Annotated in this window: 16 protein-coding genes; 9 read left to right on the top strand and 7 right to left on the bottom strand. The window is 52.0% G+C overall.

Going from position 1 to position 20,664, the window contains the following annotated elements; translation table 11 throughout:
- Nucleotides 1-183 precede the first annotated feature (183 nt).
- Both sbcC and sbcD read right to left on the bottom strand, forming a co-directional pair.
- Nucleotides 184-3,342 (bottom strand): exonuclease subunit SbcC, encoded by a 3,159-nt coding sequence (sbcC, locus tag DT73_RS14380; protein WP_036110206.1) that lies wholly within the window; start codon nt 3,340-3,342, stop codon nt 184-186.
- Nucleotides 3,339-4,547, bottom strand: coding sequence for an exonuclease subunit SbcD (sbcD, locus tag DT73_RS14375; RefSeq protein ID WP_036110203.1), 1,209 nt, complete (start codon nt 4,545-4,547; stop codon nt 3,339-3,341). Before sbcD ends, sbcC begins: the two co-directional genes overlap by 4 nt.
- Before the next feature lie 252 nt (nt 4,548-4,799).
- On the opposite strand from sbcD, the gene phoB reads away from it, so the two are divergent.
- From phoB to malZ, 5 genes are all read left to right on the top strand, one after another.
- The gene (phoB, locus tag DT73_RS14370; RefSeq protein ID WP_036110201.1) at nt 4,800-5,489 is read left to right on the top strand and encodes a phosphate response regulator transcription factor PhoB; all 690 of its coding nucleotides are present in this window, start codon (nt 4,800-4,802) and stop codon (nt 5,487-5,489) included.
- Between the two features lie 22 nt (nt 5,490-5,511).
- A complete protein-coding gene (phoR, locus tag DT73_RS14365; RefSeq protein ID WP_036110198.1) occupies nt 5,512-6,822 on the top strand; it encodes a phosphate regulon sensor histidine kinase PhoR in 1,311 nt (436 codons plus the stop codon).
- A gap of 480 nt (nt 6,823-7,302) precedes the next feature.
- Nucleotides 7,303-8,622 (top strand): branched-chain amino acid transporter carrier protein BrnQ, encoded by a 1,320-nt coding sequence (gene brnQ / locus DT73_RS14360; RefSeq protein WP_036110195.1) that lies wholly within the window; start codon nt 7,303-7,305, stop codon nt 8,620-8,622.
- Between the two features lie 69 nt (nt 8,623-8,691).
- Nucleotides 8,692-10,077 (top strand): proline-specific permease ProY, encoded by a 1,386-nt coding sequence (proY, locus tag DT73_RS14355; RefSeq protein ID WP_036110193.1) that lies wholly within the window; start codon nt 8,692-8,694, stop codon nt 10,075-10,077.
- A 164-nt stretch (nt 10,078-10,241) separates the two neighbouring features.
- Nucleotides 10,242-12,059, top strand: a complete 1,818-nt coding sequence (gene malZ, locus DT73_RS14350) for a maltodextrin glucosidase (protein WP_036110189.1) — start codon at nt 10,242-10,244, stop codon at nt 12,057-12,059.
- 56 nt (nt 12,060-12,115) lie between these two features.
- Here malZ and DT73_RS14345 read toward each other — a convergent pair whose 3' ends face one another.
- The gene (locus DT73_RS14345; protein ID WP_036110179.1) at nt 12,116-13,006 is read right to left on the bottom strand and encodes a LysR family transcriptional regulator; all 891 of its coding nucleotides are present in this window, start codon (nt 13,004-13,006) and stop codon (nt 12,116-12,118) included.
- 92 nt (nt 13,007-13,098) lie between these two features.
- On the opposite strand from DT73_RS14345, the gene DT73_RS14340 reads away from it, so the two are divergent.
- The 3 genes from DT73_RS14340 (at nt 13,099) to DT73_RS14330 (ending at nt 15,806) form a co-directional block, all read left to right on the top strand.
- Entirely contained in the window at nt 13,099-13,599 is a 501-nt protein-coding gene (locus DT73_RS14340; RefSeq protein WP_036110176.1) for a lactoylglutathione lyase family protein, read from the top strand.
- An 18-nt stretch (nt 13,600-13,617) separates the two neighbouring features.
- Nucleotides 13,618-14,613 (top strand): zinc-binding dehydrogenase, encoded by a 996-nt coding sequence (locus DT73_RS14335; protein WP_036110174.1) that lies wholly within the window; start codon nt 13,618-13,620, stop codon nt 14,611-14,613.
- A 74-nt stretch (nt 14,614-14,687) separates the two neighbouring features.
- The gene (locus DT73_RS14330) at nt 14,688-15,806 is read left to right on the top strand and encodes an NADH:flavin oxidoreductase/NADH oxidase (protein WP_036110813.1); all 1,119 of its coding nucleotides are present in this window, start codon (nt 14,688-14,690) and stop codon (nt 15,804-15,806) included.
- A gap of 106 nt (nt 15,807-15,912) precedes the next feature.
- Here DT73_RS14330 and yajL read toward each other — a convergent pair whose 3' ends face one another.
- Together yajL and panE are read right to left on the bottom strand one after the other, a co-directional pair.
- Nucleotides 15,913-16,503: a protein deglycase YajL gene (gene yajL, locus DT73_RS14325; protein ID WP_036110170.1), complete on the bottom strand. Its 591-nt coding sequence runs from the start codon at nt 16,501-16,503 to the stop codon at nt 15,913-15,915.
- Nucleotides 16,463-17,377, bottom strand: coding sequence for a 2-dehydropantoate 2-reductase (panE, locus tag DT73_RS14320; protein ID WP_036110167.1), 915 nt, complete (start codon nt 17,375-17,377; stop codon nt 16,463-16,465). Before panE ends, yajL begins: the two co-directional genes overlap by 41 nt.
- A 308-nt stretch (nt 17,378-17,685) precedes the next feature.
- Here panE and DT73_RS14315 point away from each other — a divergent pair, with 308 nt between their 5' ends.
- A complete protein-coding gene (locus DT73_RS14315) occupies nt 17,686-18,177 on the top strand; it encodes a YajQ family cyclic di-GMP-binding protein (protein WP_036110164.1) in 492 nt (163 codons plus the stop codon).
- A gap of 44 nt (nt 18,178-18,221) precedes the next feature.
- On the opposite strand, the gene DT73_RS14310 is transcribed toward DT73_RS14315, so the two are convergent.
- On the bottom strand, nt 18,222-19,586 hold the full coding sequence (locus tag DT73_RS14310) for an MFS transporter (RefSeq protein WP_036110162.1): 1,365 nt from the start codon (nt 19,584-19,586) through the stop codon (nt 18,222-18,224).
- A gap of 180 nt (nt 19,587-19,766) precedes the next feature.
- Entirely contained in the window at nt 19,767-20,654 is an 888-nt protein-coding gene (gene cyoE / locus DT73_RS14305) for a heme o synthase (protein WP_036110160.1), read from the bottom strand.
- Between the last annotated feature and the right edge of the window lie 10 nt (nt 20,655-20,664).

Below are 20,664 nucleotides of genomic sequence, written 5' to 3'. Positions count from 1 at the left end.
CATAGCTCATAGCTCATAGCTCATAGCTCATAGCTCATAGCTCATAGCTTTTAACATAGCTTTTAACGTCGTTTTTGGCATAACCAGGGGTATTGCTAAAAGGGTATCTCAGGCGTGAGTACGGCTGCATATTGCCGGTACTCACGCCCCACACAAAAGTGAGCCATCACTTACTTTTGTGCACTAGCTGTCCACTGCGAAATGTTTATCCAGCCTGCTGTACCCCAGCCCGTTCACTTTCCGGACTTTGATTTGCACCGGAATACGTTCTTTCATGGCAGCTACATGGCTGATAACACCAATGATTTTGCCGCTGGCATTGAGGGTATCCAGTGCATCAAGGGCGGTATCCAGGGTTTCTGCATCCAGGGTACCAAAGCCTTCATCAAGGAATAATGAATCGATACGGGTTTTATGGCTCACCAGGTCAGACAATGCCAGCGCCAGTGCCAGGCTGACCAGGAAGCTTTCCCCACCTGATAATGTCCGGGTATCGCGCACTGCATCGGCCTGCCAGGTATCCACTACCTCGAGCTCCAGCGCTTCGTTATTTTTACGTTGTAACAGATAACGGCCATGTAACCGGTGCAGTTGCTGGTTAGCCAGCCATACCAGGTTATCCAGTGTCAGCCCCTGAGCAAATTTGCGGAACTTATCACCTTCTTTGGAACCGATCATTTCATTCAATGCGCCCCAGTCGGTGGCTAATTGCTGCTGTTGTTCAAGTGAGAGAAGCAGGCTTTGTTGCTGTTCCCTTTGGCGGGTATCGTGCTCCAGTTGCTGGCGCAGTGCCCCCTGGCCGGAGGTATTCTCACGCCACTGGGTGTTAACCAGCGCCAGTTGTGCTTCCAGTTCGCTCTGGGTGTCCTGTTCGCTAAGGTGCTCCGGGCGTGCCGCGTTATGCGCGGCAAGCTGTTGATGAGCCTGTTCTGCCAGTGCTGTTTGCTGTTGTACCTGTTGGGCCAGCGCGGCCAGCCGGTCGGCCAGTTGCTGGCGAGTAGTGTCATCGAGCAATGCTGCTGTCATTGCGTCTATTGATGCAAACTGGCTGGCCTGCAGGGCGTTATCCAACTGGCGTTGGTATTGTGCAAGTTGCTCTTTTTCCTGCTGCAGTTGTTGGGTAAGTGCTTCAGACTGGCTGTGTAACGCCACCCATTCGCTGTTATGCCGTGACCACCCCTGGACCAGTTGTTGCTGGGTTTCTTCGTTTGGTAGTGGTGTATCACTGCCATCGTCTTCCAGTGTCTGGAGAATCTGCCTGATAGCTTCGTCGTCGGTATTCAATTGTGCGAGCAGGGCTTGTTGCCGCAGGAATTGTTCACGCGTTTTTTCACGCGCAGCCAGCCAGGCTTCAACTTCACCTGGCTGTGGCCAGGACAGTTGCCATGTTGCCAGTGTGGTTTGCAGGGTGAGGCGTTGTTGTTCGCATGATTGTGATAATTCGGTGACTTGTGCCCGGGTCTGTTCTACCAGTGCCTGTTGCCCCAGCCATACCTGGTGAGCCTGAAGTTGAGCCTGATAAGCCTCGCTTTCACTTAACCATTGGGTGATATCGCCCCCCGGAGCTACCGAAAGATTCAGTGCCTGGCACAATTCAGCCCATTGCTGCTGATAGCGTTCCAGTGACTGTTCAACACTGGCCTGCTGGCGGGTTAACTGTTCTGTTTGTGCGGCCAGTGCATCATGCTGGCCTTTTAACGTTGCGCCTTCTTCTGCCAGAAGGCGCTTACGCTCTTCCAGTTCAGCTTTGCGCCGCTGGTTTTCGCCCGGTTGCAATGCCTGGTAATGGGCAACTGCCGGGTGCTCTGTTGCTCCACATAATGGGCAGGGTTGCCCAGCCTGCAGGCGTTCCCGCTCGGCATTCAGGTTAACAATGGTGCTTTCCAGCTCACAGATCCTGGCTACATCCTGGTACTGCTGGTTAACTTCAGCCCAGGCTTTGCGCCGTTCAGCAAGCTGTTCCCCAGCCTGTTGATAACGTTGCTGTTGCTCATTTCGTTGCTGTTGTAACTGTTGGTGCTGTTGGCGAAGCGGGGCAAACTCAAATGCCAGCCGCCTGAGTTGTTCGCGTTTAGCCTGGTGGCGCTGGTGTTCTGCCAGACGTGCAATGGTTTCGTCTGCGGTTAATGAGAGTGCCGGGTGCGCCTGCGCTGCCAGTTTTTCTTGCTGCGTTGCCAGGGTTTGCTGCAAGGCTGCGAGCTGTTTGTTGTCATCCCGGTAGCGGGCAAAGCGACTGCGCCAGCCAGCCAGTTCGTGCTGCCATTCACCCACGGCCTGGTGTTCGCCCAGCCAGCCAGTAATAGCCTGGCGCTGTGTTTCTATATAAGTGGATTTATTCCGGGCGGAGAGCCATACCTGCTGGCGTACCTGGCCCGCGGTACTCAGGCGTTGCGACAACACAGCCAGTTGCTGCTCCAGGTGGTGAACCCGTGCCTCCTGGCCTGTACATTGTTGCCATACCGGGCGTAACTTTTCGGCGGGCAGAGCGAGTGCCAGGCGTGCGCGGTCTGGTTCTGCTGCCTCAGAATCACGTTTTGCCTGAGCCAGTTTTTGCTCAAGCTGGCTGATTTGCTGCTGTTGCTGCGCTAATTGCTGCAACCACTGAACTGCAGACTGCACCTGGCGTTGTTGCCTAAGTAACTGCTGCTCCTGCTGTACCAAAGTGGCAACCTGGTTTTCCAGCGCTGCCCGTTCACCGTCCGTAAGGCATTGCACGCCGCTGGCTTTAGCCTGTAACTGTTCCAGTTGCTGTTTGTGTTGTTTCCATGTGTCGAAAATCAGTGCGGAGATTTGCCCATAAATTTCTGTGCCGGTGAGTTCTTCCAGCAATTCTGCCCGTGCTTTTGCATCGGCATTAAGAAAAGCGGCAAATTGCCCCTGGGAGAGCAACATTGAGCGAGTGAACCGGTCATAGTCCAGCCCGGTCAGGCGGGCAATGGTTTCCAGCTTGTCTTTCACTTTGTCGGCAACAATTTTGCCATCTGCACAACGGGCCAGCTCCACTCTTGGTGCCTGGAGTTTGCCATCGGGCTGGTTGCGAGCCCGGTTCTGGCTCCAGAAGGCACGCCAGGCAACACCTTTAACTTCGAATTCCACCTCAGCAAGGCATTCTGCGGTATCTCTCGTCATCAAATCGTTGCTGGACTGGGAAATGGTGCTGAGGCGTGGTGTCTGGTGATATAGCGCCAGGCAAATGGCATCCAGCAATGTGGTTTTGCCTGCGCCGGTTGGCCCGGTAATAGCAAACAAACCGTTGCTGTTGAACGGCGACTGAGTAAAGTCGATTTTCCATTCACCTTTGAGTGAATTGAGGTTCTTTAACCGCAGCGTCAGAATTCTCATGACTTGGGTTCCTCTTCCAGGCGGTGCAGGGTTTCTGCAAACAACCCCCGCAGGCGCGACGCCTGGCTTTCATCCAGATTTTCTTGTGCCAGACGGCGCTCAAAAACTTCGCTGGTACTGAGTTCGCTCAGGGTTTCTTTTTGTTGGTTAGCGATGATTTTTTCCCGTTGCTCGCGGCTGCGGCGCAATAACACAATTTCTACTGGTAAATCAGCGGTTAGTGCCTGTAGCTGTTTTTGCATGTCGTGGAGATACTGGTCTGTAGTGAGTTCAATATCAAGCCAGGTAACAGGCGTTGAAGGGGCATCCCGCCAGGCTTCCAGTTGCTGTTTAATGCTTTCCAGTGAGCCTTTGAGCATTAACAATGGTTGGGTTACTGGCACCGGGAGTGGAGTTACGGCGCTCAGTTCACCTTCAGAGAAATCCACCATCAGAACCATTTTTGTGCTGTTGGTTTCGTCAAAACTCAGTGCAATGGGCGACCCACAGTAGCGGATATGCTCACTACTGGTGACCTTTTGCGGGCGGTGAATATGCCCCAGCGCAATATAATCAGCCGGTGGAAATGCACTGGCAGGGAAGGCATCAAGGGTGCCGATATAGATTTCGCGCACAGCATCGCTTTTGCTGGCTCCAACGGTTGTCAGGTGGCCGGTGGCAATAATGGGTAATTTGCGGTTACCGCGCAAGTCACAGGCTGCCTCGTAGCCTTGCTGGTAATAGTGGTGAATGGCCCCGACCAGCTCTTGCTGCTTTTGTTGGCCACTTTGCCCGGACTGGCTTACCTGGATATCGCGTGGGCGTAAAAAAGGAACCGGGCAGAGTACCGCACCGGGTTCCCCGTTGCGAAGCGGTAATAAAATGGGGGCTTCGGTATCTGATGCACTGGCGATAACCCAGGTATTGAGGTAACCCAACAGTTCACGCGATTCGTTCAGTGTGGCGACGGAATCATGGTTACCGCCCAGCACCACGAGCGTGCAGCCGGTTGCCTGGAGTTGAACGACAAAGCGGTAATACAATTCACGTGCGTAACTGGGCGGTGAGCCTGTATCGAAGATATCGCCCGCTACGATGACTGCGTCAACCTGGTGCTGTTCAACCATTTCGGTTAGCCAGTTTAGAAAGGCTGCATGTTCCGGAGCACGGCTTTTGGTATAGAAATTTTGCCCCAGATGCCAGTCAGAAGTGTGAAGAATGCGCATAACCTGTCCTGGTTAGAAAGCGAAGTGGTGATTATATACATGTGGTGGATTAAGTTGCAGGTGTGTTGTTGCAAGCTGCGTAGCGGATTCCAGCGATAATGCGCGTTACTACTTGCTTTGCAGCAGAAGGAAACGCTTTGTCATAAAATAATATGACAGGTCATGTAATGGTCATTTTTTTCATAAAACTGTCATAAAACTGACGCATAATGACGCCGCGTTAAATTATTGTATATATTTACAGGGCTGATTATGGCGAGACGAATTCTGGTTGTGGAAGATGAAGCACCCATTCGTGAAATGGTGTGTTTTGTGCTCGAACAAAATGGTTTTCAGGCTGTTGAGGCGGAAGATTATGACAGTGCGGTAAACCAGCTCAACGAACCCTGGCCGGATTTAATTTTACTCGACTGGATGTTGCCGGGCGGCTCCGGGATTCAGTTTATCAAGCACCTGAAACGTGAAGCGATGACACGGGATATACCGGTAGTCATGCTGACGGCCCGCGGTGAAGAAGAGGACCGGGTCAGAGGGTTGGAAATTGGGGCAGATGATTACATCACCAAGCCGTTTTCACCCAAAGAACTGGTTGCGCGTATTAAAGCGGTGATGCGCCGTATCTCTCCGATGGCAGTAGAAGAAGTGATTGAGATTCAGGGGCTCAGCCTGGATCCGTCTTCTCACCGTGTCATGACTGGTGAGAACCCACTGGATATGGGGCCGACAGAATTTAAGTTGCTGCATTTTTTCATGACACACCCGGAACGGGTTTACAGCCGTGAACAACTCCTTAATCATGTATGGGGAACGAATGTTTACGTTGAGGACAGAACGGTAGATGTTCACATTCGCCGTTTGCGTAAGGCACTGGAACTCAGTGGGCATGATCGTATGGTTCAAACCGTTCGCGGTACGGGTTATCGCTTCTCAGCCCGTTTTTAATTATCTGGATGGAGTATGACCCGTGCTTGAACGGTTGTCATGGCGAAGGCTGGTACTTGAACTGGCGTTGTGTTGCATACCTGCTTTATTGCTGGGGGCGTTCTTTGGTTATCTCCCATGGTTTTTACTGGCGAGTGTGACAGGCCTGCTTGTCTGGCATTTTTGGAACCTGTTACGCCTTTCCTGGTGGCTGTGGGTTGACCGCAGTATGACGCCACCAACAGGTTCCGGGAGCTGGGAACCCTTGATGTATGGTATTCACCAGATGCAGATGCGCAATAAAAAGCGGCGCAAAGAACTGGGTAACCTGATCAAGCGGTTTCGCAGTGGCGCGGAATCTTTGCCGGACGCACTGGTCATGATGACAGAGGTCGGTGCCATATTTTGGTGTAATGGCCTTGCTATTCAGTTGCTTAATTTACGGTGGCCAGATGACAACGGGCAAAACATTGTCAATTTGCTGCGCTACCCGGAATTTAACCAGTACATCAAAAAACGCGATTTTGCGCGCCCTTTCAACCAGGTGCTGAACAATGGCCGCCATCTTGAATTTCGTATCATGCCTTACACCGACGGCCAGTGGTTGATGGTGGTGCGTGATGTAACCCAGATGCACCAGCTTGAAGGCGCCCGGCGTAACTTTTTTGCGAATGTCAGCCACGAATTGCGTACCCCACTGACCGTGTTGCAGGGCTACCTGGAAATGATGCAGGACCAGCCGCTGGAAGGCGTGGTGCGGGAAAAAGCGTTGGTCACTATGCGGGAGCAAACCTCTCGTATGGAGGGTTTGGTTCGCCAGTTGCTGACGTTATCTCGTATTGAAGCGGCACCGGCGCTGAGCCTTACAGATAAAATTGACGTTCCGCTGATGCTGCGCCTGGTGGATCGTGAAGCGCAAACCCTGAGCCAGGGGCGCCACCAGATAAGCTTTACGGTTGACCCGGCGTTACAGGTTTACGGTAGTGAAGAACAGCTCCGTAGCGCTATGTCTAACCTGGTCTATAACGCAGTGAACCACACCCCGGAAGGGACACTTATTCAGGTTAAATGGGAAAAAGTGGCTCATGGCGCGCGTTTCTCTGTGCAGGATAATGGGCCGGGGATCTCTCCTGAGCACCTGCCACGCCTGACAGAGCGTTTTTACCGGGTAGATAAAGCTCGCTCTCGCCAGACCGGAGGCAGTGGTCTTGGCCTGGCAATAGTCAAACATGCGCTTACCCATCATGATGCCCGCCTGAGTATTGAAAGTGCACCAGGCAAAGGAAGCTGTTTTTCTTTTGAGTTACCAGAGCGTTTGCTGGTAAGTAACAAGGTGCTGGCAGCTCAGGCCTGATTCAACTGTAAACATAACTTTCCTGCAGGCCATATTTATGGCCTGTTTTCTTTTGTCTCGCAGAATGAATGAAACAAATGCATCGTGATGGCGACTTTTTGTTCGAACTATAAGCGGTTCTTATGACGATAAAATAGCGATAATGTCTGCTTATTAGTTTGATCACGGAATAAGTCGCTTGTTTTCGGATCGCTTCTTGCCTTTAAACGCTATAAGCGTTTTAATTGCGCCCCTGTTTGTGCATGAATGCACCAGGATTGCGTTATTAACCGGAAAACTATTCTTAATTATGGTTAATCATGAGCATATCCCGCTGTACATGCTATGTTGTTGGCCATTCACATTTTCTGTCTGTGGCCGCTATTCAGCATAGTCATACCCGTTACCGGTTTTCGGGGCGTTCAGCGTAGTGTGTTTCCGGCCATTCAGGTTTTCGTTTTTGCAAACAACATAACCACATCCACAGGCTACAAGTACAATATGACCCGTCAATTAACATCCCGTGACATCATCGCATTAGGTTTTATGACCTTTGCGTTGTTTGTTGGCGCAGGGAACATTATTTTCCCGCCCATGGTCGGTTTGCAGGCAGGCCCACATGTTTGGGTTGCGGCAATTGGTTTCCTTATTACTGCAGTGGGTTTGCCCGTTCTCACTGTTATCTCGCTGGCAAAAGTCGGCGGCGGTATTGATAACCTCAGTTCACCTATTGGCCGCCATGCAGGCCTGGTGCTGGCTACTATCTGTTATCTGGCTGTTGGGCCATTTTTTGCAACCCCCCGCACAGCAACCGTGTCATTTGAAGTAGGGATCGCTCCGCTGGCAGGCGATGGTTCCACCCCTTTACTGATTTACAGCCTGATTTATTTTGCGCTGGTGATTGGGATTTCCCTCTACCCCGGGAAGTTGCTGGATACCGTAGGCCACTTTCTGGCTCCCGTAAAAATCGTCGCATTAATCATTCTGGGCGGTGCTGCAATTTTCTGGCCCGCAGGCGGCTTGAGTGACGCAACCGAGGCATACCAGAATGCTGCGTTTTCTAATGGGTTCGTTAATGGCTATCTGACCATGGATACTCTGGGCGCACTGGTGTTCGGTATTGTTATTGTTAATGCTGCACGCTCCCGCGGTGTAACCGAGTCACGCCTGTTAACCCGTTACACGATTTGGGCTGGTCTGATTGCTGGTGTCGGCCTGACACTGTTGTATTTGTGCCTGTTCCGCCTTGGCTCTGACAGCAGTTCTTTGGTGGCTCAGTCTGCAAACGGTGCGGCTATTCTCCATGCTTATGTTCAGCATACGTTTGGTGTTTATGGCAGCCTGTTGCTGGCAATACTCATTTTTGTTGCCTGTATGGTAACGGCAGTAGGGCTGACTTGTGCCTGTGCTGAATTCTTTGCCCAGTATTTGCCGGTTTCATACCGCACTCTGGTATTTATTCTGGGCCTGTTTTCTATGGTGGTGTCTAACCTCGGTTTAACCCACTTGATCAACATTTCGGTGCCGGTGCTTACGGCTATCTACCCGCCTTGTATTGTGCTGGTCATATTAAGTTTCACCCGCCCGTGGTGGAGTAACCCAACGCGTATTATTGCTCCAGGCATGTTAATCAGCCTGTTATTTGGGTTAATTGATGGCGTGAAAGCTTCACCTTTCAGCGGTATTCTGCCCGCATGGTCAACCCATTTGCCGTTGGCAGAAGAAGGGCTGGCCTGGTTGATGCCAACGCTTGTGATGCTGCTTATCTCTGTTGTCTGGGATAAAGTCGCTGGTGGTGAAGTGGCATCCACAGCTCACTAAACAGAATTATTTGTTTAACCACGGGGTTCTGCTCCGTGGTTTTTTATTTTGTCAGATGGTAAGAGAAACATGGAAAACGCGAACAAACTCAAACGTGGTCTGAGTACGCGTCACATCCGCTTTATGGCGCTGGGCTCGGCAATTGGTACCGGCCTGTTTTACGGCTCCGCGGATGCGATAAAAATGGCAGGCCCCAGTGTATTGCTGGCATACATTATTGGCGGTATTGCCGCTTACATCATAATGCGTGCTCTGGGCGAGATGTCGGTACACAACCCTTCTGCAAGTTCGTTTTCGCGTTATGCCCAGGAAAACCTCGGCCCGTTAGCAGGGTATATCACTGGCTGGACCTACTGTTTTGAAATACTGATTGTCGCCATTGCGGATGTAACCGCATTCGGTATTTATATGGGCGTCTGGTTCCCGACTGTGCCGCACTGGATCTGGGTGTTGAGTGTGGTGCTGATTATTTGCGCCATCAACCTGATGAGTGTCAAAGTCTTCGGGGAACTGGAGTTTTGGTTCTCATTCTTTAAAGTCGCCACGATTATCATCATGATTGTGGCCGGGGTGGGGATTATTCTGTGGGGTATCGGCAATGGTGGAGAACCAACCGGGGTCCATAACCTGTGGAGTAATGGCGGGTTCTTCAGTAATGGCTGGCTGGGGATGATTATGTCGCTGCAAATGGTGATGTTTGCCTATGGCGGGATTGAAATCATCGGCATTACGGCAGGTGAAGCCAAAGACCCGGAAACATCTATCCCGCGTGCTATTAACTCGGTCCCGATGCGTATTCTGGTGTTCTATGTAGGTACGCTGTTTGTCATTATGTCCATCTACCCGTGGAATTTAGTGGGTACAGACGGCAGCCCGTTTGTTCTGACATTCCAGCATATGGGGATTACCTTTGCGGCCAGCATCCTGAACTTTGTGGTGCTGACAGCGTCACTGTCTGCCATTAACAGCGATGTTTTTGGCGTGGGGCGCATGCTGCATGGGATGGCGGAGCAGGGGAGCGCGCCTAAAATCTTCGCGAAAACGTCGCGCAAAGGCATTCCCTGGGTAACGGTTGTGGTGATGACCGGGGCACTGCTGGTTGCGGTGTACCTCAACTACATCATGCCGGAAAATGTGTTCCTGGTGATTGCTTCCCTTGCCACGTTCGCCACTGTGTGGGTGTGGATTATGATTCTGCTGTCTCAAATTGCTTTCCGCCGCCGCTTGCCCGCCAGTGAAGTTGCTGCGCTGAAGTTTAAAGTACCCGGTGGCGTAATCACTACAGTGGTCGGGCTGGTATTTCTGGTCTTCATTATAGGGTTGATTGGCTACCACCCGGAAACCCGCATTTCGCTTTATGTCGGTATCGTCTGGATTGTGCTGTTGCTGGCAGGTTGGGTGATTAAATGCCGTGCAGATAACCGTAAAGCTGTGCTTGTATCAGATAACGACTAGCTTTTTTTGCTCCGGGGAGGCGTCTGGTTTCTCCCCGGGGTAAGTCTGTTTCCCTTTCCGTTTTCTCCTCCCCCGTTATCCTCCCCGAATAAAGTCGCCAATGGTGAGTTTCCTGTGTAACGATTATGGCAAGGTGGCGCAATTCCAGAGAGGGGAGAGCGATTATGTTAACAGCCTGGCACCTGCCAGTTACGCCGTTTGTCACGGTTCATGATAACCATTTGGTCGTGACCTTGTGGCTTGCTGGCAATGATTTACCGCAGCGTGTTGTTATCCGTTATGAAGAAGATAACGAAGAACTGATGATGCCGATGAAACGGCAGAGTGTGGCTCCAGCCCGGGGTGTGGTGGCCTGGCGCGGGCGAATCAGCCTTTCTCAGGGGCAGCCTCGCCGCCGCTACAGCTTTAAATTGTTATGGGCCGACCGCCAGCAATGGTTTTCGCCACGGGGAATGGGGGCTTTCCCGCCACCGCGGCTGGAAACTTTCGCATTTGATTACCCTGATACCGGGCCCGGCTGGGTTGCAGACCAGGTGTTTTACCAAATTTTCCCCGACCGTTTTGCCCGCAGCCACCAGCGCAAACCAGAGGCTGACGGAACTTACTGGCACCACTCGGCCGGGACTGAAACCCGGCATAAAGCCTGGCACGAGCCTCTGACACACGAGGCGGGCGGGTCGACATTTTATGGTGGGGATTTGGATGGCATCACTGAAAAATTGCCTTATTTGCAAAAACTTGGGGTAACCGCTCTGTACCTTAACCCGGTGTTCACTGCCCCCAGCGTGCATAAATACGATACCCAAAATTACCGCGAGGTGGATACGGCATTCGGCGGCAATAATGCTTTACTGCGTTTGCGGCAACAAACCAGAAATAAGGGAATGCGCCTGATTCTGGATGGTGTCTTTAACCACACCGGAGATACACACCCCTGGTTTGACCGTTACCAACAGCATTCACAGGGTGCCTGCCACAATGCGGATTCACCCTGGCGTGAGTGGTATCACTTTGATGAATCAGGGCAGGCGCTGAACTGGCTGGGCTACAGCAGCCTGCCCAAGCTTGACTACCGCAGCGCTGGTGTAGTGGATGAAATCTACCGGGGTGAGGATAGCGTGGTGCGCCACTGGCTACAGCCACCCTGGAATATGGATGGCTGGCGGCTGGATGTCGTACAAATGTTGGGTGAGGCGGGAGGGGCTAAAAATAATCAGCAGCATATTGCTGGTATCACTCAGGCTTCCTGTGAGGCAAACCCAGAGGCATTTGTGTTTGGTGAACACTTTGGTGACGCTCGCCAATGGTTGCACAACGATGCTGAACACAGCGCGATGAATTACCGTGGGTTCAGCTTCCCGGTTTGGGGTTTTTTGGCTAATACGGATATCTCGTACGACCCTAATCATATTGATGCCGAAACCTGTGCGGCCTGGCTGGAAGATTACCGGACCGGGTTATCTCACCAACAGCAGTTACGTATGTTTAACCAACTCGACAGCCATGACACAGCGCGGTTTAAAACATTGCTGGGAAAAGATGTTGCCCGCCTGCCACTGGCGGTTATCTGGTTGTTTTGCTGGCCGGGCGTTCCCTGCATTTATTATGGCGATGAAGTGGGGCTCGATGGCAGCAACGACCCTATGTGCCGTAAACCCTTCCCGTGGGATAAAGCACAGCAGGACCTGGAACTGTTAAGCCTGTACCAGCGTATTGCAGTGATACGCCGAAAAAGTAAGGCTCTGCGCCATGGTGGTTGCCAGGTGATTTTTGCGGCCGGTGACGTGCTGGTGTTTGCCCGTGTGTGGCAAAAGGAACGCGTGCTGGTGGCTCTGAACCGTGGGGAGAAAACCACTTGTACGCTGCCTTTCTCTGCCTTGCTGGCAGAGAAAAGCTGGCAATGCCTTGAAGGTAGTGGCGTTATTGATGGCATGGTACTGGCTTTACCGGGTGTATCAGCCACTGTCTGGCAGGGAAAATAAGTCACTCTGGCTGGCTGGTTGCCCCGGGTGTGCGGGTACCCAAACAGCGTGGCGCATTACGCAGACGTTGCCCGTTTTGTTTCACAGGCGGTGCGTAATACGCTCAAGGCCCGTTCTGCTCGTCGAGAGAGCGGCCATTCTGCCCGGAAGATTAACCACAGTGAGTTAACCACTTCCGGGCCAATTTCCAGTGTCTTAATAGCGTCCTGGCGGGAAAATGCCGTGCGGGCAAAGCGGGGTAATACAGTAAAGCCCATGCCCCGGGCGACAGGTTCAAGTATCAGGCCTATTTGGTTAATAAACCCTTTTTCTGGCAGGCTGGCCACGCCCGGGTTACCGGGAAACCAGCGGCTGAGTAACCGGGTTGCCATTACAGCACCATCCGGGTGGTTAATAAAACCAAGTTTTTCAAGATCCTGCCAGGTTTGCACACTGACACCAGCCGGGACAATCAACTCGAGGTGTTCGTTAGCGAAGAACTCGGCATTCAGGCTGGGGTTGTCGGGTTTTAATGGCACAATGCCCAGTTCGAAATGGTTATTCAGCACAGCATCCACCACTTCTTTATCCGGCGCAAAGCGGTAACGCACTGTCAGTGCCGGGCACTGCAACTGTAAATCCAGTAACAACGGATACAGCGATAATCCAATACTGCCTGGGCTTATCACGCTGATTTCGCCCTGGTCATCATTCCGGGCAGCAAGGCTCGCGTTCAGGCGTTTTTCAGCACAACTGACTTCATCGTAAAAACGCAACAGCACCTGTCCTGATGGGGTTAATTCAACATGCCGGGAGTGGCGAATAATCAATTGCCCATACTCGGCCTCCAGTTGTTTAACGTGCTGGCTGACAGCCGACTGCGTCAGTAACAGGCTGTCAGCTGCACGGGTGAAGTTTCCCTGCTGCGCCAGTGCGGCAAATGAGCGTAACCATTGTGGATTAACCATTACGAACTCTTATAGAAACCATTAGTTGTTGATGGTTCTTATTATAGCTTTGCGGGCGTAGTCTTGTGGCAGATAAATTACGGAGCATTAACATGAGTCAAACTTATCCACGCGCTTTTTCGCATATTGGGTTGTCGGTAACCGACCTGGACGCCGCCGTGAAGTTTTACACTGAAGTGATGGGCTGGTACCTGATCATGCAACCCACCACAATTACAGAAGATGACAGCGCTATTGGCGTAATGTGCAGCGATGTCTTTGGTGCCGGCTGGTCTTCTTTCCGCATTGCTCATCTCTCTACCGGTGACCGGGTAGGTGTTGAAATCTTCGAGTTTAACGCCGCAGAAAAGCCGGAAAATAACTTTGAATACTGGAAAACGGGTGTATTCCATTTCTGCGTGCAGGACCCGGATGTGGAAGGGCTGGCCGCTAAAATCGTTGCCGCTGGTGGTAAACAACGCATGCCTGTACGTGAGTATTATCCGGGCGAGAAACCATATCGTATGGTGTATATGGAAGATCCATTCGGCAATATTATCGAAATTTACAGCCACAGCTATGAACTGACCTATTCAGCCGGGGCTTACCAGTAAGTAACAGGACAATTCATTATGGGTGAAACGCAACAGGGATTACCGGCACAGTATCAGGCATGGGTATGGCGTGAAGGCCATGATGCCAAATCGTTAACTCAGGTGAGCCGGGCTGTATCCCCTCTGGCCGATGACGAAGTACTGGTGGCGAATAAGGTGATTGGCCTCAACCCCGTTGACTGGAAAGTACTGGGGCATCTCCCCTGGGAACCCGGGCATGTGCCTGGGGTGGACGGTGCCGGTGTGGTTGTCGCCACAGGTAAACGAGTGGCGCCAGCATGGCTTGGTAAGCGTGTGGTATGGCACCAGAGCTTACTGCGCCATGGCAGCTATGCCCAGTTTACGCCGGTACAAAGCCGGGCATTAATGGCGATACCGGGTAATTTGTCCTTCGAAACTGCTGCCAGTTTTCCTTGCCCCGGGCTGACCGCCTGGCAGGCAATGAGCAAGTTGCCTTTGCAGGCCGGGCAGCATTTGCTAATTGGCGGTGCCGGGGGCGCAGTAGGGCAGTATTTGGTTCAACTGGCTGTGCGTGCCGGGTGGCGTGTTACGGCACTGGCGCATCCCCGCCACCATGAGCGCCTGGCCCGGTTAGGGGCTCAGCGCTGTTTCCCTAACCTGCGTGGTGAAGATGAGTTATTACCGGCCACGTTGTCCCGTCAGTTTCATGGCGTGATTGATGCTGTCAGTGAACAACATGCCGAAAAACTGGTGCCGGCATTACGTGCTAACGGCCATATTCTCTGCATCCAGGGGCGGTTACCCGGCTGGCCATTGCCTGCTTTCGGTATGGCGATATCTATGCACGAAGTGGCATTGGGCGCATTACATACCTGGGGCGATGACGCAGACTGGCAGGCATTGACCTCTGCCGGGGAAGCGATGCTGTCTGATTTATCTCAAGGGCGCCTGCAGGCTGAAGAAGTGGTCATTCGCCCATTTAGTGAATTACCTGATTTGCTCAGTGAACTGAAAGCCCGGGCATTTTCGGGTAAGCCGCTGGTGCGCGTGTGAAGTGATTCAGGTGACTGCTAGCGGGAATGCCGAAGCAGGCTGTGTATGATTCTGAAATTACCAGGATAAAAAATATGACTGCGTTATTTAGCGAGTTCAAACTAAAAGATGTGGTGTTGCGTAACCGTATTGCGATACCACCCATGTGCCAGTACAGCGCGCAAGATGGTTACACGACACAATGGCATGAAAGCCATTATGCAGGAATGGCGCGTGGTGGCGCGGGCCTGGTTATTGTCGAGGCTACCGCTGTTTCGCCGGAAGGCCGTATCACCCCTGGTTGTACCGGTTTATGGGAAGACGGGCAAATTGGCGGTATGGCGAATATTGCCCGTGCCATTAAAGCGGCTGGTGCTGTTCCGGGCATTCAGATTGGCCATGCAGGCCGCAAAGCCAGCGCCCGCCGCCCATGGGATGGGGATGACCATATCCCGGACGGTGAGAAAGATGCCTGGCAGACACTGGCACCTTCAGCCATTGCGTTTGGGGCTAATTTGCCGAAAGTACCGAAAGCAATGAGCATTGATGATATCCAGCGTGTTAAAGCGGATTTTGTGGCCACCGCTAAACGGGCTCTGGCTGCAGGGTTTGAATGGCTTGAGTTGCATTTTGCCCATGGCTACCTGGCTCAAAGCTTCTTTTCCCCACAGGCAAACCAGCGAACTGACCAGTATGGCGGCAGCGCTGAAAACCGTGGCCGTTTCTTGCTTGAAACGCTGGCGGCAGTACGCGAAGTATGGCCAGAAAACTTACCACTGACAGCCCGTTTCGGGGTGGTTGAGTTTGACGGCAATGATGAGCAGAACCTGGCAGAATCTATTGCACTGGTGAAGGCTTTCAAAGCGGCCGGGTTGGATATGCTGAATGTTTCAATGGGCTTTTCTACTACGCAGGGTAATGTGCCCTGGGGGCCAGCATTTATGGTACCTGTAGCGGAGAAAGTGGGCCATGAAACGGGCTTGCCGGTGGCGACCGGGTGGTGCCTTGATGACGCCAAAACCGTGGAAACAGTACTCAATGAAGGGAAAATTGACCTTGCTATGATTGGGCGTGCGCACCTGGCAAACCCACATTACCCGGTACAAATGGCAAGTGAACTGGGTATTGAAAAACCAGCTCAGTTTGTGCTGCCGGTGCAATATGGCTACTGGCTGTCACGCTATGCAGGCCCGGGTAAAGGTTCAGCGCAATAATACTCAATAACAAATGGGCACCTGAGAAACGGATATTTATACTGGGTCTCTGGTGCCAGTAATTACGTAATGTAAAGCACGCGGGTTCAGCCGCGTGCTTTAGCCATCAACTATAGTAGTTATAAATCCCTGCGGCCAGAACCAACTGGCTGGCAACTTCACGGGCTTTTTCCGGCCCCTGCAATAAATCAATAATCTTCAGGGCAAAATCCATTGCGGTGCCCGGCCCCTGGCTGGTCAGCAAATTTACGCGCGGATCCCATACCACGCGCTTTTCCTGCCATTGTTCTTCAGGGATCCGGTCTTTCAGGCCCGGGAAACCCGTCATGTTTGCGATGGGGAAAATCTTATGCGGAACCAGTACAGTGCCAGCAGCAGCGCAAATAGCAGCAACAATGCGCCCGGACAGGTGAAACTGGCGTACTGTTTCCACCAGTAACGGGCTGTCGCGGAAACATTCTGCACCAGCGAGGCCCCCCGGCAGGACTATGACATCATAGGGATTGTCAGCTACTTCAACCAGCGGCGCATCAGCCAGTAGTTTTACACCCCGGGAGCAGGTAATGGTTAAATCACCATCGCTGGCGACACTCGCAGTAGTCACTGCAATTCCACCGCGAACCAGCAGGTCGATTGTTGTGACTGCTTCGGTTTCTTCAGTTCCAGGAGCCAGGCATATCAGTGCCGAGGCGCTCATAATCATTCTCCTTGCGTTTGATTTGCTCGTAGAGGTGGCTATTGTGAGGCAGAGAAATGCCGTGGGCACGCCCGCGTTGCAGCAGGTAGCCAGTAATATAATCAATCTCCGTATGGCGTTGAATACGGACATCCTGCAGCATGGAAGAGATATTTTCTGCGGTATTGTCGATAACCTGGTTTACATAACTTACCAGGTTTTCCTGCGAAATATGGAACCCTTCGCGTTCCATCACCAGCGCCACTTCACTACAAATAGCATTGATATGCTCAGGGAAGGCTTTCAGACCACCATTCGGGCAGTCGTACAGTGCAGTCAGTGGGTTGATAACGCAGTTTACCGTGAGTTTCCGCCAGCAGGCCGCGCGAATCACATCATGCCAGGCGACATCAGGCAAAACAGGTTGCAGGACATCCGCCATTTCACTCCAGGCTTCCCCTTGTTTGTTACCAGGGCCAATATGTGTGGTGCCGCTGGCGACATGAATCACCTGGTTACCATCCCTGCGGGCAGCATGAGTAGTGACACCCATTAGTAACGGGTTTGCTAACTGCCTTAGCTCTTCCAGCGTACCCATGCCATTGTGAATAAGCAGAATTGGGCAGGATGGGGGTAAATGTGGTGCCAGGCTTTTGACTGCGTTGGAAACTTGCCATGCCTTGAGCGTCACCAGGAGGAGATCGCACTGAGCAAGCTGGGGGAGGGAGTTCGCCTGAACACGGTGCTGAACTTTGCTTCCATCCAGGTTGACCAGGTTGAATACAAAGGTATCTTGTGGCACTCGTAACCAACCCTGAACCTGATGCCCCTGGGATAATAAAGCCGCCAGCCAAACCTGACCTAACGCGCCACAACCCAGTACAGTAATGTTCATTTTCCCTCCTGGCAGGTTTTCTCGTCATACATCATGTTGCCCTTAATGGCCGCATGAACACCGGATCCTGACAGGTTTATCCTGTATCAAGAACAGTTCAAAGCACATGATATGATTATATACCTGAAAATGTTCATGTTGCAGTGAATAGCTGTGCCTCACCATCCCCTGTTAGTATGCTTTTGCTGGTAAAAGCGCCTGTCAGTGGCAATCAGGGGCATTGTCCGGCAGCTTAGTTACTGCTTGCGGGTTGTTTTGTGCGTTTCACTGGGTATCATGCTGGCAACAGAAGAAAGGGGAGAAGAATCATGCCGTCATTCGATATTGTTTCAGAAGTGGAAGTTCAGGAAGTACGTAATGCGGTGGAAAACGCCACCCGCGAACTGGCAACGCGCTTTGACTTTCGCAACGTAACAGCCAGTTTTGAGTTCAATGACAAAAATAACACCATTAAAGTTGAGAGCGAGTCTGATTTTCAGGTGAGCCAGTTGGTGGATATTTTGCGTGCCAAACTGCTTAAACGTGGTATTGAAGGCAGCTCACTGGAAGTACCTGAAACCATTGAGCACAGTGGTAAAACCTGGAGTGTTGAAACCAGCCTGAAACAGGGGATTGATGCGGCGCTGGCGAAAAAAATCGTGAAATTAATTAAAGACAGTAAGCTGAAAGTCCAGGCACAAATTCAGGGTGAGCAGGTGCGGGTTACTGGCAAATCTCGTGATGATTTGCAGTCCGTTATGGCACTGGTGCGTGGCGGTAACCTTGGGCAGCCATTCCAGTTCAATAACTTCCGTGACTGATAACCCGGTGGGCTGTGCTGCAGCCCACCTGAGTTTGCCGGGAATCAGGCGCTTTTCACCAGGGATTCAATTTCCACCCGGTTAGTGACTTTGCTGTCAATCTTCACATAGGCACTGCGCTCTTCACTGACTATCAGTGCGTCTTTCACACCCTCTTTGGCCAGCAGCCGTGCTTTCAGTACATCGCCATCAATTGCGTAGTCTGGTAATTCAATACGCAGGCTGCTGACGTAAGGCGGCTCTTTCATCGTGGTGCTGAGTAATAACCACAATACAGCTACTAATGCGCCACCCAGGAAGACGGTTTGTGAATCAAAGTGCCCGTCCAGCCAGCCACCCAGCGTGCCACCCAGCGCTACGCCCAGGAACTGGCTGGTGGAGTAAACGCCCATGGCTGTGCCTTTATAACCAGCGGGTGACTCTTTACTGATAAGTGAAGGCAGTATGGCTTCCATCAGGTTAAAAGCGAGGAAAAACAGCTGAACACCGATAACGCGTTCCCAGAAACCCTCGCCAGCGCCCCACAGGACGATTTCTGCAACGACCAGGGTTGCCACACAACCCACGAAGACACGCTTCATTTTGCGTTTTACTTCGGCGTAGATGATAAAGGGCACCACACCGATAAATGCGATAACCATGGTTCCCAGGTAGAGTTTCCAGTGCTGAGATGCGGGAAAACCAACGGATTCCAGTTCGCCTGGCAGGGCGACAAATGTGGACATCAGCAAAATATGCAGGCACATAATGCCGGCGTTAAGTTTTAGCAGGCTGGGGTTGGCGAGCACTTGTTTAAAACACCCACGCACCATGCCGGATTCACGGTTCAGTACATGGTCTTTGCTGCCCGGTACAACCAGTAGCGTGATAACAACCCCCAGGGTTGCCAGCAGGGCAATCATCCAGAACAGGCCATTAAGCCCTATATGGTGCGTTACTATTGGCCCGGCAACCATGGCAATGGCGAAGGTAACACCGAAGCTGACTCCAATAAATGCCATGGCTTTGGTGCGGTTTTGTTCCCGGGTCAGGTCTGACAGCAAAGCCATCACTGCTGCGGCGATGGCGCCTGAACCTTGTAGTGCCCGGCCCAGTATCACGCCCCAGATGGAGTGTGTGGTTGCGGCAATCACGCTGCCGATGACAAAGATAACCAGCCCGCCAACAATTAACGGTTTGCGGCCAATGCGGTCTGACAGCAGGCCAAAAGGAATTTGAAACACAGCCTGAGCCAGGCCGTAAATACCAATTGCCAGGCCTATCAGCGCTTCGTTAGCACCTTGCAGAGCCATGCCCCATGTTGTCAAAACCGGCAATACCATAAACATGCCCAGCATACGCAGGGAAAATACTGTACCCAGCCCCCAGGTTGCCCGCAATTCAAGCGGTGTCATTTTGTTATCGTTCATTGTTACCTCTGAAGAAAAGCCGGGCATAGTGTAGAGCGGGGTGTCCGGTGGGGTAAATGCCAGCTTGTTTAGCAAATATTACAAAGATGATCACGTAACGTGCGGCTGATACTACAAATAATACGAATAATATGAATAAAAAAAGGTGCCAGGGGCACCTTTTGTGTTGAAGCGGGAAAATTACCAGACATAGGTCAGCAGGCTGTGTGAGTCCGGGACCATGAAGTCCACCGACATCATCACGCTGAGTGAGGTAATTGCAACAATGGAGAACACAAACAGTTTGCGCGCCCAGACTTTGTCGTTTTCGGTTTTATAACCTGATAACGCCATGCCCAGCCACCACACACTGACTGCCGCGGCAACCACCAGGTATTTATACCCGGCATAACCACCTAAAGAGAGCATTAATGTTGCGACCATAAACGCAATGATATACAGCGTAATATGGTTTTTCGCGACGGAAATGCCTTTTACTACAGGCAACACCGGAATGTTGGCGGCCTGGTAATCTTTAAAGCGGAAAATCGCAATGGCATAAGAGTGCGGCATCTGCCACAGGCTGAAAATAGCCAGCAGGATCAACGCGCCAGTGTCAAACTCGTTAGTCACAGCACAGTAACCGATAACTGGCGGAGCCGCACCAGACAGGCTGCCAATTAAGGTACCGTAAACTGAATGGCGTTTCATATACAGGCTGTAAATGCCTACATAGACAACGAACCCCATTACCGCCAGCCACATAGCCAGCGGATTAGCGCCAAAGAACAGCATCATGAAGCCAGCAATACCCAGCAAACTGCCGTAAACCAACGCCACTTCCGGAGAAATGAGGCCTTTTACCATTACGCGATTTTTGGTGCGTTCCATCTTAGGGTCGATGTCACGGTCAATCACGTTGTTGAACACACAACCTGAGGCCACCACCAGGCTTACACCCAGCAGCGTAAAGCCAAACAGGGGATAATCAATATTCCCTTTTGCGGCCAGTAAAAAGCCTCCGATCACGGATATCAAGTTCCCGAAAATAATGCCGGGCTTGGTAACTTGCAGGTATTGCTTAATCATTTTAGCCGCT

The sequence above is a fragment of the Mangrovibacter sp. MFB070 genome (assembly GCF_000705335.1).
Taxonomy (GTDB): Bacteria; Pseudomonadota; Gammaproteobacteria; order Enterobacterales; family Enterobacteriaceae; genus Mangrovibacter; species Mangrovibacter plantisponsor.
This window is presented reverse-complemented; position numbering and strand designations above follow the sequence as displayed.

What these genes read in the sequence shown, in the direction of transcription:
- proY (WP_036110193.1), top strand. Translation starts at nt 8,692, where the DNA reads ATGGAAAACGCGAACAAACTCAAACGTGGTCTGAGTACGCGTCACATC.
- DT73_RS14310 (WP_036110162.1), bottom strand. Translation starts at nt 19,586, where the DNA reads ATGAACGATAACAAAATGACACCGCTTGAATTGCGGGCAACCTGGGGG.
- cyoE (WP_036110160.1), bottom strand. Translation starts at nt 20,654, where the DNA reads ATGATTAAGCAATACCTGCAAGTTACCAAGCCCGGCATTATTTTCGGG.
- malZ (WP_036110189.1), top strand. Translation starts at nt 10,242, where the DNA reads ATGTTAACAGCCTGGCACCTGCCAGTTACGCCGTTTGTCACGGTTCAT.
- sbcD (WP_036110203.1), bottom strand. Translation starts at nt 4,547, where the DNA reads ATGCGCATTCTTCACACTTCTGACTGGCATCTGGGGCAAAATTTCTAT.
- DT73_RS14330 (WP_036110813.1), top strand. Translation starts at nt 14,688, where the DNA reads ATGACTGCGTTATTTAGCGAGTTCAAACTAAAAGATGTGGTGTTGCGT.
- DT73_RS14335 (WP_036110174.1), top strand. Translation starts at nt 13,618, where the DNA reads ATGGGTGAAACGCAACAGGGATTACCGGCACAGTATCAGGCATGGGTA.
- phoB (WP_036110201.1), top strand. Translation starts at nt 4,800, where the DNA reads ATGGCGAGACGAATTCTGGTTGTGGAAGATGAAGCACCCATTCGTGAA.
- brnQ (WP_036110195.1), top strand. Translation starts at nt 7,303, where the DNA reads ATGACCCGTCAATTAACATCCCGTGACATCATCGCATTAGGTTTTATG.
- panE (WP_036110167.1), bottom strand. Translation starts at nt 17,377, where the DNA reads ATGAACATTACTGTACTGGGTTGTGGCGCGTTAGGTCAGGTTTGGCTG.
- DT73_RS14345 (WP_036110179.1), bottom strand. Translation starts at nt 13,006, where the DNA reads ATGGTTAATCCACAATGGTTACGCTCATTTGCCGCACTGGCGCAGCAG.
- DT73_RS14315 (WP_036110164.1), top strand. Translation starts at nt 17,686, where the DNA reads ATGCCGTCATTCGATATTGTTTCAGAAGTGGAAGTTCAGGAAGTACGT.
- yajL (WP_036110170.1), bottom strand. Translation starts at nt 16,503, where the DNA reads ATGAGCGCCTCGGCACTGATATGCCTGGCTCCTGGAACTGAAGAAACC.
- DT73_RS14340 (WP_036110176.1), top strand. Translation starts at nt 13,099, where the DNA reads ATGAGTCAAACTTATCCACGCGCTTTTTCGCATATTGGGTTGTCGGTA.
- sbcC (WP_036110206.1), bottom strand. Translation starts at nt 3,342, where the DNA reads ATGAGAATTCTGACGCTGCGGTTAAAGAACCTCAATTCACTCAAAGGT.